15 protein-coding genes are annotated in these 17,473 nt (G+C 46.1%); 13 read left to right on the top strand and 2 right to left on the bottom strand.

Going from position 1 to position 17,473, the window contains the following annotated elements; translation table 11 throughout:
• The first annotated feature begins 115 nt into the window (after positions 1 to 115).
• From S2091_RS10375 to S2091_RS10355, 5 genes are all read left to right on the top strand, one after another.
• Entirely contained in the window at positions 116 to 2,101 is a 1,986-nt protein-coding gene (locus tag S2091_RS10375) for a primosomal protein N' (protein ID WP_480935828.1), read from the top strand.
• Between the two features lie 368 nt (positions 2,102 to 2,469).
• Positions 2,470 to 3,003: a fimbrial protein gene (locus tag S2091_RS10370; protein WP_105531737.1), complete on the top strand. Its 534-nt coding sequence runs from the start codon at positions 2,470 to 2,472 to the stop codon at positions 3,001 to 3,003.
• A gap of 148 nt (positions 3,004 to 3,151) precedes the next feature.
• A complete protein-coding gene (locus tag S2091_RS10365) occupies positions 3,152 to 3,850 on the top strand; it encodes a fimbria/pilus periplasmic chaperone (protein ID WP_165794966.1) in 699 nt (232 codons plus the stop codon).
• Positions 3,851 to 3,880: 30 nt separating this feature from the next.
• Positions 3,881 to 6,532: a fimbria/pilus outer membrane usher protein gene (locus tag S2091_RS10360; RefSeq protein WP_105531735.1), complete on the top strand. Its 2,652-nt coding sequence runs from the start codon at positions 3,881 to 3,883 to the stop codon at positions 6,530 to 6,532.
• A 14-nt stretch (positions 6,533 to 6,546) separates the two neighbouring features.
• On the top strand, positions 6,547 to 7,575 hold the full coding sequence (locus tag S2091_RS10355; protein ID WP_105531734.1) for a fimbrial protein: 1,029 nt from the start codon (positions 6,547 to 6,549) through the stop codon (positions 7,573 to 7,575).
• Here S2091_RS10355 and S2091_RS10350 read toward each other — a convergent pair.
• Positions 7,566 to 7,862 (bottom strand): hypothetical protein, encoded by a 297-nt coding sequence (locus S2091_RS10350; protein ID WP_105531733.1) that lies wholly within the window; start codon positions 7,860 to 7,862, stop codon positions 7,566 to 7,568. The genes S2091_RS10355 and S2091_RS10350 overlap by 10 nt on opposite strands.
• 309 nt (positions 7,863 to 8,171) lie before the next feature.
• A complete protein-coding gene (locus S2091_RS10345; protein ID WP_105531732.1) occupies positions 8,172 to 9,212 on the bottom strand; it encodes an MBL fold metallo-hydrolase in 1,041 nt (346 codons plus the stop codon).
• A gap of 198 nt (positions 9,213 to 9,410) precedes the next feature.
• Here S2091_RS10345 and S2091_RS10340 point away from each other — a divergent pair, with 198 nt between their 5' ends.
• The 8 genes from S2091_RS10340 (at position 9,411) to S2091_RS10305 (ending at position 17,471) form a co-directional block, all read left to right on the top strand.
• Positions 9,411 to 9,896, top strand: coding sequence for a MerR family transcriptional regulator (locus S2091_RS10340; RefSeq protein WP_341476996.1), 486 nt, complete (start codon positions 9,411 to 9,413; stop codon positions 9,894 to 9,896).
• Positions 9,897 to 10,003: 107 nt separating this feature from the next.
• Positions 10,004 to 11,188 carry an isovaleryl-CoA dehydrogenase gene (locus tag S2091_RS10335; protein WP_105531731.1) on the top strand — a complete coding sequence of 395 codons (1,185 nt, stop codon included), beginning with the start codon at positions 10,004 to 10,006 and terminating at the stop codon, positions 11,186 to 11,188.
• Positions 11,189 to 11,202: 14 nt separating this feature from the next.
• Positions 11,203 to 12,120, top strand: a complete 918-nt coding sequence (locus tag S2091_RS10330) for a pyridoxal-phosphate dependent enzyme (RefSeq protein WP_105531761.1) — start codon at positions 11,203 to 11,205, stop codon at positions 12,118 to 12,120.
• A 1-nt stretch (position 12,121) separates the two neighbouring features.
• Positions 12,122 to 13,939: a bifunctional isocitrate dehydrogenase kinase/phosphatase gene (gene aceK / locus S2091_RS10325; RefSeq protein ID WP_105531730.1), complete on the top strand. Its 1,818-nt coding sequence runs from the start codon at positions 12,122 to 12,124 to the stop codon at positions 13,937 to 13,939.
• A gap of 22 nt (positions 13,940 to 13,961) precedes the next feature.
• Positions 13,962 to 15,155 carry an acetyl-CoA C-acetyltransferase gene (locus S2091_RS10320; protein WP_105531729.1) on the top strand — a complete coding sequence of 398 codons (1,194 nt, stop codon included), beginning with the start codon at positions 13,962 to 13,964 and terminating at the stop codon, positions 15,153 to 15,155.
• A 70-nt stretch (positions 15,156 to 15,225) separates the two neighbouring features.
• A complete protein-coding gene (locus tag S2091_RS10315) occupies positions 15,226 to 15,615 on the top strand; it encodes a RidA family protein (protein ID WP_105531728.1) in 390 nt (129 codons plus the stop codon).
• A 16-nt stretch (positions 15,616 to 15,631) separates the two neighbouring features.
• The gene (locus tag S2091_RS10310; RefSeq protein ID WP_105531727.1) at positions 15,632 to 16,300 is read left to right on the top strand and encodes an SDR family oxidoreductase; all 669 of its coding nucleotides are present in this window, start codon (positions 15,632 to 15,634) and stop codon (positions 16,298 to 16,300) included.
• Between the two features lie 34 nt (positions 16,301 to 16,334).
• Positions 16,335 to 17,471, top strand: a complete 1,137-nt coding sequence (locus tag S2091_RS10305) for an acyl-CoA dehydrogenase family protein (protein ID WP_105531726.1) — start codon at positions 16,335 to 16,337, stop codon at positions 17,469 to 17,471.
• The last annotated feature ends 2 nt before the right edge of the window (positions 17,472 to 17,473 follow it).

The raw sequence follows: 17,473 nt of genomic DNA, 5'->3' as shown, positions 1-17,473 counted from the left end.
CCACAAAGTTGTCCACAGGTGTTGATTAAATAAAACACACATATGAATCCACTAGTTAGCCAATTTCTTAAGAAATCACTTTAAGTTGCAGAGCGAAAAAATTCTCCAAATTGTCTTGGATACGCCATTGGAGCGGGTCTTTGATTATCTTTGGACTGGCGAAGAAACACCACAAGTAGGCCAGTTTGCCCTGCTCACTTTTGGTCGTCGTGAAATGGTTGGTTTAATTGTCGCGATGAAACAGAATTCTGATATCCCGCGGGACAAACTTAAATCCGTGCTTACGGTAAGGCAGCAGTTATCCCCAGTTTCTTCTGAGTGGATAGCACTTTGCAGTTTTGCCGCCGACTATTATCAACGCCCTCTTGGTGAAGTTGCACTTCCAGCCATCCCCAAAAATTGCCGTACTTCTAAAACCACCGCCTTAGACAAAGCATTAAAAAAACTTAGCTTGAGTTTAGAGGTAAAGGGCGAGCCAAGCGAGTCGCCTCAACTTAATGCCGCTCAACAAAATGCTGTGCAGCATATTGTTGATGCCAAAGGATATGCACCTAGTTTGCTGTATGGCGTTACTGGCAGTGGTAAAACAGAAGTGTATTTGCAGGCGGCGGCGCAAGTGCTGGCGCGAGATGCCAGCGCACAGATTTTAATTTTAGTGCCGGAAATTAACCTGACGCCGCAATTGCAGGGACATTTTCAGGCGCGCTTTCCCGAATTAACCGTCGCAGTTTTACATAGCGGTATGGCGGAAGGCGAGCGGACTTTGCACTGGCTGGCAGCACATACCGGCAAAGCGCGGCTAATTTTAGGAACTCGATTAGCTATCCTGGCTTCTTTACCAGCGCTTAAATTAATCATTATTGATGAAGAGCATGATCCATCCTATAAGCAGCAGGAAGGTTTGCGCTATTCCGCACGCGATCTGGCAATTTGGCGTGCCAGACAATTAAACATTCCTGTCGTGCTCGGTTCTGCTACGCCGTCATTGGAAACCTGGCAGCACACAATTTCAGGCCGCTACGTTAAGTTGAGTTTGCCGGATCGGGCAGTTGCTGCAGCGGTATTGCCGAAAATGCGTCTGATTGATATCGCGAAAGACAGGCCGCAAGAAGGACTAACAGCATCGTTAATCTCCGCATTAAAACAGCGTCTTGATAAAGGTGAGCAGTCACTACTGTATTTAAACCGGCGTGGTTATGCACCTGTTATTGCGTGTGATGCCTGTGGCTGGATGAGTAATTGTACGCGTTGCAGTGCTTTTTTAGTATTGCATAAACAAGAACACAAATTACGCTGCCACCATTGCAGTTTTGAGTTGAGGATACCAAAATCGTGCCCGACTTGCGGTAATTCGGATATTCAACCGCTGGGACGAGGTACGCAACGGATTGAAGAAAATCTGCAAAAATTTTTTCCAGACGCAAAAATTCGGCGTATCGATGCGGATTCAACCCGACTGAAAGGCAGCGCACAAGCCGCCTTTGAAACAGTGCATCGTGGTGAAGTGGATATTTTGATCGGCACGCAGATGGTTGCAAAAGGGCATGATTTTAAAAATCTAACCTTGGTCGGTGTCATCAATCCAGATAACGCTTTGTTCTCGCAAGATTATCGGGCCGGCGAACGTTTGTTCGCGCAATTAATGCAGGTATCCGGTCGCGCGGGACGTGCGGCGCAAAAAGAAGGTGGAAGTGTTAGTGAAGTGTTGGTGCAAACACGTTATCCACAACATCCTCTTTATCACGCTCTGAAAACGCATGATTATCCGCGTTTTGCAAAGGAATGCCTGGCAGAAAGGCAGCAAGCAGGTTTGCCACCCTTTATATTTCAGGCCTTACTGCGTGCAGAAGCAAAAGAATTGCAGATTGCCATCGCATTTTTGCGGCAAGCTGCAGAATTAAATGTGCCTGAAGGCATCATCATGCACGACCCTATTCCGATGAGCTTAATGAAAATGGCAAATTCGGAACGTGCTCAATTATTAATCGAATCCCATTCCCGTCCTGCCCTGCAAGCCTTCTTAAAAGAGTGGTTGTTACAGTTACGCACCCTCAAACCACGGATTACCTGGTCACTGGAAGTTGATCCTGTTGACATTTAGTTCAAACAGACTTTATCTCAGCTTAAAATCGGCAAAAACGTCTTAACGGTAGTTAGCCGAAATTATGAATAATTGCCGCATGGAAATTTAAAAATCAGGAAAACGTTGAAAATAAATATAGTGATTGCTGAATTTTTGTGCAGATTTACCACATTTACGAGAAAGACACATTTTTTGACAATCAAAATGTAAGTAAATGTTTTTAACTGGAAACTTTATGGATATAATCCGATCAACAATCATGATTATAGGCAATGTTTGTGATGTGCTGTTAATGTTGGTTGTCAGCTTTATTTACAAAATTTCGCGGGTTTATTTATATTTTGAAGTAATACCTCTTTACCTCACATTCGTTTTTGGAGAAATACATGAAAGTTAAAATTCTTTTAAGTGCTGTTATTGCTACGTTGGGTTTTGCTGGTTTGAATGCCGCACAAGCTTCAGATGGTACTGTTAATTTCACAGGAACTGTCGTTGCTACAACATGTACAGTTGCTCCTGCTTCAGTAACTCAAACAGTTGCCTTGCCGCAAGTAAGTGTTACTGCGTTGACTGGTGCTGGTACTACAGCTGGTGCAACGGCTTTTAATATTGGCTTGGCCGCTTGTACAGCTGGTAGTAAAGCTCGTATTCAATTTGAAGCTGGACCAAATGTTGATCCGGTTACTGGTAATTTGAAAATTACGAGCGCAGCTCCTGCCACTAATGTGCAAATTCAATTAGTAAATCAAGCCGGTGGTGCTATTAATATGGCGACTAATGTAAATCAGGTAACTGCAAATGATGCAACATTGACAGCTGGTGTTAATACTTTTTACTACACAGCTCAATATATCTCTTCTGCAACTGCGGTAGCTGGTAGTGCAAATACTAGCGTTACATGGTCAATTGCTTACAATTAATCTAATACGCAATGTTGGTGGGAAGCAGGTAAGTAATATTACCTGCTTCGATAAGGTCATTTCGATGGCCTTTTTTTAAAAAATGTTACTTATCAGAAACACAAAAACTATGTGCCGTAAAATTAACCATCTTATCTTTTGTGCGGTCATGTTGTTTACAGCTCAGACTCATGCCAATATTGTGATTAACGGTACGCGTGTCATCTATGACGCAAGTGATAAAGAGGTGACGCTCAGGTTGAACAACGCCACAGCACAACCTTCTTTGGTGCAAGTATGGTTGGATTCTGGTGATGCAAGATCGACACCAGATAATGGTAAATCCCCTTTTATCGCGACTCCACCAATATTCAGGGTGGATTCCAACAAAGGGCAAACGGTGCGTATTGTTTATACTCATGAACCTTTGCCGCAAGATAAAGAATCGGTATTTTGGGTGAATGTTCTTGATGTTCCTCCAATGCCGATAGCAAAAAAAGACGACGACGCAAATTATATGCAGTTGGCGATCCGTAGCCGGATAAAACTATTTTTCAGACCCAAAAATTTGCCCGGTACTCCCGTTGAGGCCGCTGCGCAAATCCATTGGGAATTAGTTCAAAAGCCAGATGGGCTAGTGCTGCATGCCACCAATGACAGTGCTTTTCACGTGTCATTGGGTTCGACAACATTGATTTTTGGCGATAAAAGTTATGAGGCATCTACCGAAATGTTGGCTCCAGGAACTAGCTTAGATTTTCCTATCAAAGAATTAAAAAAAATCCCAACTGAACCCGTCAAATTAAATTACTTAACGGTGAATGATTTTGGTGGAATCGTAGAGCACAGCGTCAGCTTGCTACAGTAATTCGCTAAGTGAAAAAACGACTTCCTTGCCATGGATAATTGCCTCGCCACATTAGCTACTTTGCTGAGCAGACAGTTAGCGCTTTTAGTGCTAACTGTTGCTGTGAGCAATGCATGCATGGCAATGGGAACTGGTTTGAATAACAATTCGTCCAATGGTGCGACGGTTGAATCAGCTTCAACTGCATTATATGGAGGATTTGATTCGTCAATGTTGGCAGGCGGTATTGGAAATAAAATTGATGTTTCGCAATTTACTCACGGAAACCCAACATTGCCAGGAAAATATCGCGTCGACGTTTATATCAATCAGCAATGGTTGGGACGACGTGATATTGAAATTATCGCCATTCCAGGCAAAGATCAGGCTGAATTATGTGTGACGAAGGGGCTGTTGGTACAAATGGGTGTTGAGTTTTCTACACTTCCAACGCCGGAAGATCCAAGTGTATCTGATGGTGAAAAGTGTTTTGATGTAGAGAAAAAAATTCCGGCCGCCATGGTCGATTTTGATTCATCTGATTTACGTTTGTCTTTGAGTATTCCACAACTCTATCTAAGCCATATTTCACGCGGTTATGTGTCCCCAGACGACTGGGATAAGGGTATCGATGCAGGGTTCTTTTCTTATAACTTAAATTCGTTCCACAGTAGTAACGGTCAGATAGATAGCAATCTGTTTTACGCCGGTATTAACTTGGGGATCAATGTTGACGGTTGGCGTTACCGATATAACGGAAGCTATAGCACTAACACCAGTACAAATAGTACTGAAACTGCGCAACAAAACGGGCATTGGCAACTCAATAGTAGTTATTTACAGCATGATATTACTAGCCTAAAGTCGCAATTAACTATCGGCGACTCTTATTCAAATGGTGATTTGTTTGATAGCGTGTCATTCCAAGGTGTGCAGATCGCTAGTGATGACCGTATGCTGCCCGAATCACAACGCGGTTATGCCCCAGTGATCCATGGAGTGGCTGAAACCAACGCCAAAGTGACTGTGCGCCAAGGTGGTAATGTCATTTTCGAGACAAATGTACCGCCAGGCGAATTTAAGATCGACGATATGTACAACAGCGGTTCTAGCGGTGATTTTGTGGTAACCGTAACCGAGGCCGATGGCCGGCAAAAGCAATTCACGGTTCCCTATTCCGCTGGCGTACTTTTGCTACGCCCTGGCGCAAGCAGATACAGCGCTGTAATTGGGAAGCTTCTCAATGTTACTTCACAAGATGCGCCGATATTTTCTGAGGTAATTTATCAACACGGGTTAGGGCACGGGATAACTGCTTACGCTGGCGGTATTGCTGCTGAATACTATAGTTCCGCACAATTAGGTATGGCACTAAATACTAGTTTGGGTGCCATCGGTGTAGATTTGACGAGATCAGTAACAAAGCAGGCTCCGCAAGACAGTACGCTGCTGGGTAGAAGTTGGCGTCTTAGTTATAGCAAGGTGCTGGAGCAAACACATACCAATTTTGGCTTGGCGGCGTATCGTTATTCAAGCGGTGATTTTCTTACCCTGAGCAACGCCGCACTATTACATGTAGAACAAGAAGTGACCGGTATAACATCGCCATTACTTTTACCGGAAAATAGCTTCCAAGTTAGTTTTAGCCAGCCGATTAGCGAGCGATTTGGTAGCGTGTATTTGAATGGAACTGCGCAAAATTATTGGAATGGAGCACCAAGTGCAGTGAGTTATCAGGCGGGATATTCAAATACTCGCCCTTGGGGAACTTTTGGTGCTTCGTTGGGACGCACAATTGACGCAACCGGTATTTATCATAATCTGTTCACCGTAAGTTTTAGTTTGCCGTTGGGAAATGAAGCGTTCATGCATCGTCCAACCTTGTCAGTTACGGCAAGCCATGGCGATAATCAAACAACCGAGCAAGTGGCATTGAATGGTACTGTCGGCGAAAACAATCGGTTTAGCTATAACGCTTATAACAATTACGTTAGTTCTAATTCAACATCGACTAATAGTACTAATATCGTCGGTGCAGGCCTGCAATACGCTGCTCAATACGGTCAACTCTCTGCATCTTACAGCGCGGGAGAAGGCAGGCAATCGGCTATCAGTGCTAGTGGTGCTCTGATATTGCATCAAGGTGGTTTAATTTTAGCGCCGAGTTTGGGTGAAACAATTGGTATTGTGTATGCGCCCGGAGCAGAAGGTGCATCGGTGATTAATGCCAATGGCGGTAAGATTAATCGCGATGGTTATGCCGTAATTCCATTTTTGATTCCCTATAGTAATAATGACGTCATTATTGATCCTAAAGGTAGTGGGATGAACGTGGAGTTGGATACGACATCCCAACAAATTGCGCCGCGTGCTGGAGCTATTGTGTTGCTTAAATATTCAACGACAATAGGACGTGCTGTATTAATGACCATTAATCTTGTGGATGGCAGGGCACCACCGCTTGGTGCCACAGTACTTGATGAAGCTGGCAAAGAAATTGGTATGTTGGCGCAAGGTGGGCGGTTCTTTAATCGCAAACTGACCGACAAGGGGCGACTCACCGTCAAATGGGGCGCGGGAAGAGAGCAGCAGTGTATTGCCAGCTACACCATGCCAGCAGAAGCAGAGTCAGAAAATGAGTTGCCTTTCCAGCAGTTAACCGTAAGTTGCTTATCCGATGTGCAAATGGTGAGCACCAAGTAATAGGAAATCAGATTATGTTGAAAAGAGTATGGCGATTTAGTTTGATTAAAATTTGCATGTTGATGTTATTACTGACTTCATGGCAGGCATTTGCTAGTTGTTCGCAAAACCCAGTAGCTGGAACGAAATTCATTACGGCACCAGGTACCATTTCTATTAATCCTTATCAGACCAATGGATTACCGGTTGCAAATGGTACGGTTCTTTATACAGGTACATTCACTGGAAACACTGGGAACTTCACCGTCACTTGCACCGCTGCATTTACAGGTTTGCTTTATCAGGGAATAGGGACGGCAACAGCAAATGTCTATCCCACCAGCATTCCGGGTATCGGCATGGAAATTCATAACACCGGCAGCGCCAATGATAATCTTTGGCCCGCCGCAGTAACTGTTGCATCATCAACATCTTATTCTAGTACCGCCTCAGCTGAGGTGACACTTCAGCTGGTTAAAACAGGTCCAATTACAACCGGCGGCACTTTATCTGGAACCGTGGGGAATTATGTTATACCAACACAGGCTAATTACTCGATTTTCCCGATTGCATTAACCGGAGTCACCATCGTTGGTTTGACTCAACCAACCTGTGTTGTGACCAGCACCACCATCAACGTTGCGTTGGGCAATTTCGCTATAAATCATTTTCCAGCCATAGGCTCAACCTCGCCACCAATGCCTTTTAATATTCAGCTAGTCTGCTCCGGAGGTCCAGGAGTCACCACCACAACCATGTCGACGGTACTTACGGACGCGACCAACTCCGCAAATACGAGCAATACTTTACCGCTCAGTGCAAGTTCAACGGCAACTGGGTTGGGTGTGCAAATTACCTATAACGGAGCTATCGTGAGCTATGCGGCAGATCCGAGCGTCAATCCAGTAGCTACTTTTGTTCCGCCTTATCCCAATCAAGTTACTTTAGGAACGGGGGAGAATGGCACGTATAATTTCCCGTTTTATGCGCACTACATTCGCACTGGAACGGTGACGGCTGGTACCGCCAATTCGTCGGCGACCTTTACTATTATTTATAAATAATTTACCCGGATAATTTTCCAGTGATTCACTGGAAGGTCTTGTTTTGTTACGTCATTGGCGCGCCAGACGAGCATGTGTGATTCTGGCGTGATGATCACGCTATCAACGGAAGTGCTGAGCGCTACATGAACGGAGCAAGCATTTAAACGGGGCGCTGGTAAGGTTTCCGTTTGTACAATACACGTTGGTTCAACAATGCGTCCGGTAAACCGGATAACGCCATCTGAGGCGACGCATAGGGTTGACGCAAAAAGCAATAAAAACGGCAGTTGTTGATGTATGCACATGACGGTTCCTTAAATCACCATTTCGCCGATGATTTACTCTTTAACGGCAACTTAGCGCGGTTTATTTAAGGAATTTGTGGATATATATTTTCAGCGCAGAGGCGAATTTTTCTTGAATTCGGGCTGAAAATCAGATAAGGGGAGGTTTCTCCTATACCCTCCCCTATTTTTGAAAATAGTTAACGTATCTAATAGGTTTTAAGGGGATAAAGAATAATTTTTTTACTAGTATGTAGTAAATTTAATGTGTTTATTAGCTAATAATGAATAAAAATTATTTATATGCCCCAGTATATTAAAAAATAAAAACTAACTCCGTACAAACCGATAAATCCCATCTTCACCCAGCTTCCGTTGTAGTTTTCCCGCAAACCATAACAGGTGCAAATGCGCCAACGCTTCGCCCAGCGCAAACGTCAGTTGATGTGTATCTAAAGGCCGCAGAAACATGATCGGCACAATATCATTGGCACTTTGCGGGGTAACGCAGGCCACCAACACTTCGGCCAGGCGCGCATGGTGATGATCAATCAATTGTTGCACCCGGATATGAATGCCTTTAAACGGTTTGCCATGCGAAGGTAGCACCAGGGTGTCGGATTCAAGGTCGCAGTATTTATCCAGCGAATCCAAAAATTGCTGCACCGGATTAGCATACGGCTCTATTGCCCAAACCGAGACATTGGTAGAAATACGCGGCAATAACATGTCGCCGGAAATCAGACATCTAAGTTCATCGCAATATAAAGAAACATGTTCAGGCGAATGGCCAAAGCCGGTAATCACACGCCAATGATGCGCACCAATGTGGATAAGTTGATGTTCCTGCATGCGTACATAAGCCGTTGGCACGCTGGGAACTAAGGTGGGGTAATAATTTTTACGACCTAATAACTGCTCAACTAAAGCCGGATCTGTTACGCCGTGGCGCTGAAAATGCGGCACGGTAGATGAACCCTCAACCCCGCTTAAACCCGCTTGCATCATGCGTCCAAAACTGTATTCACCGGCACTCATCCAAAGCGAAACTTGCCAGCGTTCGCACAGCCAATCAGCCAAACCAAGATGGTCGGGATGGCAATGCGTAGCAATTACGCGGGTGACTGGCTTGCCATTTAAATGCAGTGCGAAAATAATTTCCCAATTCGCCTTGGTGTCATCATTAGAAATTCCGCAGTCAATAATCGTCCAGCCGTTATCGTCTTCCAGCAGCCACAAATTAATATGGTTAAGCGCAAACGGCAGGCCCATCGGTAGCCAATACACGCCAGCGCAAACGCGTTGTATATCGCCCGGCTTGGGGAGCGTGTCTTCAAACGGATAGCTGAGTTGGGTTTCTAGCGGATTCATGGCGACCTTAAAATAGAGAATTCAAGCTGTTGCAATATGCCATACAATATACCTTACGTGAACGTTAACCAGTAGGGGCGTCCTTTATGGGCGCCCGTCGTTGATTAACGAAGGGCACCCACAAGGGGCGCCCCTACCAATTGGTGTGCAAGTCCATGATTTTTCATTATTATTAACCCCAGTTTCAGAGAAAATACCGTGTTGCCATTAACTAAACCCGCCATTACCTACACCATCACCGAATTATCGCGCGAGTTTGATATTACACCGCGTGCGATACGTTTCTATGAAGATCAAGGTCTATTAAGTCCGCAGCGGGAAGGCCCGGGCGGACGAAATCGTGTCTATACAGCGCGTGAACGTACACATTTAAAGCTCACTTTACGTGGCAAACGACTTGGGTTGTCATTATCTGACATTAAGAGTCTGGTCGACATGTACAGCTCGCCTAAAGATACCGAGCCACAATTACAACGTTTTATTGCTGTATTGGCGCAACATCGCGCTGCTTTGGAGCAGCAACAAGAAGATATTGATGTATTGCTGACCGAAATCAGCGCGCACGAAGAAGAGTGCCAGCGAATCTTGAAAGCTGAGTTGAAAACCGAATCGAAGTCAGAAACTAAGTTAGAAAATAAGCCAGAAATAAACATCAAGCCAAAGGCAATAGTTATTCGTAGTTAAAAAGCTATGACTTCAATTGACGTTTACGTTAACGTCAATTGAGGTTATCATTTTGCAGCTACATATTTAAGCACAGCCAACACAACAAACAGCATAGCGAGGAATCCATGTTACATCTGCCCGGTTTAACCTTTGACCACGGTGAAGATATCGCCGCCTTACGTGAATCAGTACAGCAATTTGCGTCGAAAGAAATTGCACCGCGCGCAGCGGAAATTGATAAAACTGATCAATTTCCGATGGACTTGTGGAAAAAAATGGGCGATTTAGGTGTGTTGGGTGTGACCGTCAAAGAAGAAGACGGCGGCATTGAAATGGGCTACCTGGCACATATTATCGCGATGGAAGAAATCTCCCGCGCCTCTGCTTCGGTCGGCCTGTCTTACGGCGCACATTCCAATTTGTGCGTGAACCAGATTAATCGTAACGGTACTCCAGAACAAAAAGCCAAGTATTTGCCTAAGTTGATTTCAGGCGAACACATCGGCGCATTAGCAATGTCCGAACCCAACGCAGGCTCCGACGTAGTTAGCATGAAATTACGCGCTGATTGGAAGGGTGACCGTTGGGTACTGAACGGTACCAAAATGTGGATTACCAACGGCCCAGACGCTGATGTATTAGTTGTTTATGCGAAGAATGACCTCGAAGCGGGTCCACGCGGAATGACAGCCTTTTTGATCGAAAAAAACTTCCCTGGTTTTTCGATTGCACAAAAACTCGACAAGCTTGGTATGCGCGGTTCACACACCGGTGAATTGGTGTTTCAAGATTGCGAAGTGCCAGCTGAAAATGTGCTGGGCGGCTTAGGCAAAGGTGTCAATGTATTGATGTCCGGTTTGGACTTTGAACGCACCGTATTATCCGGCGGCCCGCTCGGTATTATGCAAGCCTGTATGGACGTGGTTGTGCCGTATATCCATGATCGTAAACAGTTCGGTCAGCCGATCGGTGAGTTCCAACTCATGCAAGGTAAAATCGCAGATATGTATTCGACGATGATGGCTTGTAAAGCGTATGTTTATGCTGTTGGTCAAGCCTGTGACCGCGCTAAAAATCCGGAAGCGGTGCGCGCATTGCGTAAAGATGCTGCCGGCGCGATTTTGTATTCGGCTGAAAAAGCTACCTGGATGGCAGGCGAAGCGATTCAAATTTTGGGCGGCAATGGTTATATCAATGAATACTCGGTAGGCCGTTTATGGCGCGATGCCAAGTTGTATGAAATCGGCGCAGGTACCAGCGAAATCCGCCGCATGTTAATCGGCCGTGAATTGTTTGCTGAAACTAAGTAAAAATGCAAACCGGCATGCAGCCTCTGCATATCTCTACGCCGTTATTGGCGCATAGGCCGCTCTCTAGCGAGCTCGGTAAATCGGTCTGGTTGAAGATGGATAACAACCAGCCGTCCGGCTCGTTTAAGTTGCGCGGCATCGGGTTGCTTTGCCAGCGCGCGGTAGCAAACGGGGCGCGGCATTTGATTTGCCCGTCCGGTGGTAATGCTGGATTTGCGGCGGCTATTGCAGGTGCTGCATTGGCGGTAAAAACGACCATTCTGGTGCCGGAAGCGACTCAGGAAAGCGTACGGGCAGCTATTCGTGCGATAGGCGTTGAATTAATTGTCAGTGGCGCACAATGGGATGAAACTAATCAGGCCGCGCTGCAAATGAGCCAGCTGGACGGTGCTGTGTATATCCCGCCATTTGATCATCCCGATATCTGGGACGGTAATGCCACCTTGATCGATGAAGCAGTGCAACAGGCCGAATTTGATGTGGTAATTTGCTCAGTCGGTGGCGGTGGTTTATTGTCCGGCGTAGTACAAGGCTTGCAGCGCAATGGCTTATCAACAGTGCCGGTAATTGCTGTCGAAACCGAAGGCGCCGCATCTTTTCACGCGGCGGTGCAAGCCGGTGAACTGGTGACCTTGCCAGCCATCACTTCCATTGCCACTACCTTAGCAGCCAGACGCGTTGCCAAACATGCGTTTGAATTAACGCGTTCCCATGTTATCCACAGTGTTACCGTGTCAGACAAACAAGCGGTAGATGCCTGCTGGCGCTTTGCCGACGACATGCACACCTTGGTGGAACCGGCTTGCGGTGCCGCGTTGGCGGTGGCATATCAGAATCTGCCCGTTTTACATGAATTTCATCGCCCGTTAATTATTGTGTGCGGCGGAATTGGTGTTGATATGGCGAAGCTGGCCGCCTGGAGATCCTTGTAAAATGCCACAAGTCGCCTTCCCTAAATTGCTCTCCTCGCAAATCGCTTTTGATATTGCGCGCACCATTTTGGATGGCTTCAACAAGCATTACCGTTTGTTCCGTGCAGTGAGCCAACAGGCAAAAACGCGCTTTGAATTAGCGGAGTGGAAAGAAGGACAAAAAATCGCGCGGGAACGTATTTCTTACTACGATAAGCGGGTCATCGAATGCGCAACCATCCTGGAAGATGACTACGATGAAGCCGACTTAACCGATCCGGTATGGCGCGAAGTAAAGCTGCATTATATGGGGCTGTTAATCGATCATATGCAACCCGAATTGGCAGAAACTTTCTTCAATTCGGTGTGCACAAAAATGTTGCATCGTAATTATTACAACAACGATTTTATTTTTATGCGCCCCGCTGTCGCTACCGACTATATCGAGAGCGATCACCTCCCCACCTATCGCGTGTATTACCCTGCCAATGATGGCTTTCATTATTCGCTGAAAAGAATCATCACCAATTTCCGGCTAGAGACACCCTTCGCTGATTTGGATCGTGATGTAACGGCGATCGCGCAGCGCTTAAATGAATTAATCGGTGCAGAACGGGTTGAACCGAATCAGCAACTGCAAGTGCTGTCGAATTTATTTTTCCGCAATAAAGGCGCGTATATCGTTGGCAAAGTGGTGAACGGTAATCGTGAATATCCCTTCATCGTTCCGATTTTACATAACCGCCATAATCATTTGATCTTGGATACGGTGCTGTTAGATCCGGTGCAAATCACCGTCCTGTTTTCATTCACGCGTGCGTATTTTATGGTGGACATGGAAGTGCCCTCCGCCTACGTACAATTTTTGCGCAGCATTATGCCGCGCAAGCCGCGTAGCGAAATTTATACCGTATTGGGTTTGCAAAAGCACGGAAAAAACCTGTTTTACCGCGATTTTTTACATCATTTAAGATACTCATCGGATCAAATTCAAGAAGCACCGGGGATTCGCGGTTTAGTCATGCTGGTCTTCGCCCTGCCCTCGTTTCCGTATGTGTTTAAAGTGATTAAAGACAGCTTTCCGCCGCCTAAGGACACCACTAAAGAATTGATCAAAGAAAAATATCTGCTGGTGAAAAATCACGACCGCGTAGGTCGCATGGCAGATACGCTAGAATATTCCGATGTGACTTTTCCGCGCAGCCGTATTACCGAATCGTTGTTGGCTGAAATCAGACGTTATGCGCCTTCTGTCCTGGAAGAAAATGAAAATGAAGTCGTCATAAAGCACTTGTATATTGAACGACGCATGGTGCCGTTAAATATCTGGTTAATGGAAGCAGAAAAAGAACACAATAACGCGGCAATAGAACATGGCATTCGTGAATACGGTAACGCTATTAAAGAGCTGGTCGCCGCCAATATTTTCCCCGGTGATATGCTGTACAAAAATTTTGGCGTAACCCGTTTAGGGCGTGTAGTTTTTTATGATTACGATGAAATTGAATACACGGTTGATTGCAATTTTCGCAGCATTCCATTAGCGCGTAACGACGAAGATGAAATGGCTGCTGAACCGTGGTATCACATAGCAAAAAATGATGTTTTCCCAGAGCAATTTGCACCGTTTTTATTGGGGAACGCCAAAGTACGTGAATATTTCATGAAATATCATGCCGATTTGTTGACGCCTGGATACTGGCAGGCATGCAAAAAGCGCATAATGGAAGGCCATGTAGAAGACGTTTTCCCTTACCCGCAAGAAATTAGATTTTGTCATTCGTCAGCTAGTCGTGGATCTGGAATTAACACCGGCCCCGACTTTAACCCGGCAGCTTAGGCTGCACAATTTGGAGATTAGTATGAACATTGTGATTGTTGGTGCAGCTCGCACACCAATGGGTGCTTTTCAAGGTGATTTTTCATCAGTAACAGCAAGCCAGTTAGGTGCTGTCGCCATTAAAGCCGCTTTAGAGCGTTCCGGCGTAAAACCAGAAATGGTTGATGAAGTTTTGTTTGGTAACTGCTTAATGGCTGGTCAAGGTCAAGCTCCTGCACGTCAAGCAACATTGGCTGCCGGTTTGCCGATTTCGGTAGGCGCGGTAACTTTGTCAAAAATGTGCGGTTCAGCGATGAAAGCGGCCATGATGGCGCATGATTCCATTTTGGCTGGTACTAACCATATCGTCGTTGCCGGTGGTATGGAGTCCATGACTAACGCACCGTATTTATTGCCAAAAGCACGCGGTGGATATCGTATCGGTCACGGTCAGGTAATGGATCACATGATGCTGGATGGTTTGGAAGACGCTTATAGCCGTGACGAAAAATCCGGTGGTGGCCGTTCTATGGGTACTTTTGCCGAAGAATGCTCCGCAAAATATAATTTCAGCCGTGAAGATCAAGATGCGTTTGCCATTGAATCCGTTAAGCGTGCACAAGCAGCAACTGCAGATGGTTCGTTTGCCTGGGAAATCGCACCAGTGACTGTAAAAGGTCGTTCCGGTGACGTCGTTATCGACAAAGACGAAGGCCCGTTAAAAGCCAAGTTAGACAAAATTCCAACGTTAAAACCAGCATTCAAAAAAGACGGCACCATTACCGCTGCCTCTTCTTCTTCCATCAATGACGGCGCTGCGGCGTTGATTATGATGAGCGAAGAAACAGCAAAAAAACTTGGCTGCAAAATTTTAGCGCGAGTAGTTGGTCATGCAACGCATGCACAAGAACCAAACTGGTTTACTACCGCACCGGTTGGCGCGATGCAAAAACTGTTTAAGAAAACCGGCTGGTCAGTGAAAGATGTCGACCTGTTTGAAATCAACGAAGCCTTCGCAACCGTGCCAATGGCCGCAATGCGTGAGTTTGATATTCCTCACAGCAAAGTCAACGTACACGGCGGCGCATGTGCCTTGGGTCATCCAATCGGCGCATCCGGTGCTCGCATCATTTGTACTTTGATCGGCGCATTGCAAAAACGTGGCTTGAAGCGCGGTGTAGCAACACTGTGTATCGGTGGCGGTGAAGGTACTGCAATGGCGATTGAATTGGCTTAATGCGTTAGTGTGTTAAAGAAAAGGTGAGCTTGGTCTCACCTTTTTTCGTCAAATATTTAGAGAATTAAATATGAGCAAAAAATTAATTTCATCCGGTTCCGACTTTGAAAAATTAGCAGGCTATAGCCGTGCCGTAGTTGAGCATGGTTTGGTGCATGTGTCTGGCACTACCGGTTTTAATTATGACGCAATGACGATAGATGCCGACTTGATCGACCAAACACATCAAATCTTTAAAAATATTGAAGCGGCATTAAAACAAGCAGGAGCAGGATTGGATGATGTAGTTCGAGTGCATTATTTAATCACCGACGCGAGTTATTTTGAGCAAGTCGCGCCAATTTTTGGACAGTATTTTGTTAATGCCCGACCAGCCGCAACGGCGATGGTGGTCGGCTTAATTGATCCACGTATGAAAATTGAAATCGAAGTTACTGCCCGATTACCGAATCTTAACTAAAAATAGTTAGAAAAAAATGCCAACAGTCTTAATTATCGGAGCTTCACGCGGCATAGGTTTAGCCCTGGTGCAGGAATATCATGCCGCCGGCTGGCGCGTGCTGGCAACGGCACGGCAAGCTGCTGATTTGGAAAAGTTATCCACAATCGGTGCGACACCATTGCCGCTAGACGTGACCGATTTAAATGATTGTGCTGCCATTGGTTGGCGGCTCGATGATGAAAAAATTGATGTCGCCATTTTAAGTGCCGGTGTTATCGGAACGCGTACCGAAGGTTTGGATACACCAGGCGCTGACGAGTTTAATCACGTTATGCAAACCAACGTGTTAGCAGCGATGCGCTTGCTACCGATCATCGCACCGATTGTGGCTGCTTCCAACGGCCGGTTGGCGGTAATTTCGTCGATGATGGGTTCGTTATCGATGCGCAATGATGCGAGTTCATGGCTGTATCGCGCCAGTAAAGCCGCCTTGAATTCGGTTCTGTTGGATGTTGCACACAGCTTCCCGGAAATGGTCAGCATTGCCATGCATCCGGGTTGGGTGCGTACAGAGATGGGTGGTGCAGGAGCAACCCTGTCCGGTGAACAAAGTGCCGCAGGAATCCGCGCGACCATTGCCGCCCGTACCAAGCAAGATAATGGAACGTTTTACAATTACGACGGTACACAACTGACGTGGTAAGTCCAATTAAGATAGAAACACACTAGAAAAATTTATGATACTGACATCTGAACACCAAATGATACGCGAAGCGTTGCGTGAATTTTCGCAAGAACGTTTAGCGCCGAATGCAGCGCGCTGGGATAAAGAACATCACTTCCCGCAAGAAGAATTAACGCAATTGGCGCAGCTTGGCGCGTTTGGTGTGGCCGTACCAGAAAAATGGGGCGGTGCCGGCATGGATTATTTATCGCTGGCGTTGGTATTGGAAGAAATCGCCGCCGGTGATGGAGGAACCTCCACAGTTATTTCTGTGAACAACTGCCCGGTTTGCTCGATCGCCATGATGTACGCCAATGACGCGCAAAAGGAACAATGGCTGCGTCCATTAGCGCAAGGCAGCATGTTAGGTGCGTTCTGTTTAACAGAGCCGCATGTCGGCAGTGACGCTGGTGCACTGCGTACTACCGCCGTCAAAGACGGCGATGAATACGTGATTAACGGCGTGAAGCAATTTATCACCAGCGGCAAGTATGCGGATGTGGCGATTGTGATGGCGGTCACTGATAAAAATGCCGGCAAAAAAGGGATAAGCGCGTTTTGGGTATCCACTAAAACACCGGGCTATATCGTTACCCGATTAGAAGAAAAGTTAGGTCAGCATTCATCCGACACGGCGCAAATTTTATTTGAAAACTGCCGCATTCCCGCCGCCAATTTAATTGGTGAAGAAGGTCAGGGTTATAAAATTGCCTTGTCCGGCTTGGAAGGTGGGCGAATCGGTATTGCCTCGCAATCGGTTGGTATGGCGCGTGCCGCATTTGAAGCGGCACTGAGCTACGCTAAAGAGCGTGAAAGTTTTGGTAAGCCGATTTTTGAACATCAGGCGGTGCAATTCAAGTTGGCCGATATGGCGACGCAAATTGAAGCGGCGCGTCAGTTAATCTGGCATGCGGCGAGCATGAAAGATGCGGGCATGCCGTGCTTGAAAGAAGCGGCAATGGCAAAATTATTTGCGTCAGAAATGGCTGAAAAAGTCTGTTCCGATGCGATTCAAATTCATGGCGGTTACGGTTATGTGACTGATTTTCCGGTGGAACGAATTTATCGTGATGTGCGCGTATGCCAGATTTACGAAGGTACTTCTGACATTCAAAAAATCATTATTGGCCGATCATTGGCGCAAGAATAAAT

The sequence above is a fragment of the Solimicrobium silvestre genome, assembly GCF_002976435.1.
GTDB lineage: Bacteria > Pseudomonadota > Gammaproteobacteria > Burkholderiales > Burkholderiaceae_D > Solimicrobium > Solimicrobium silvestre.
The sequence above is the reverse complement of the archived record's forward strand: the minus strand, read 5'-3'. Positions and strand labels throughout refer to the sequence as shown.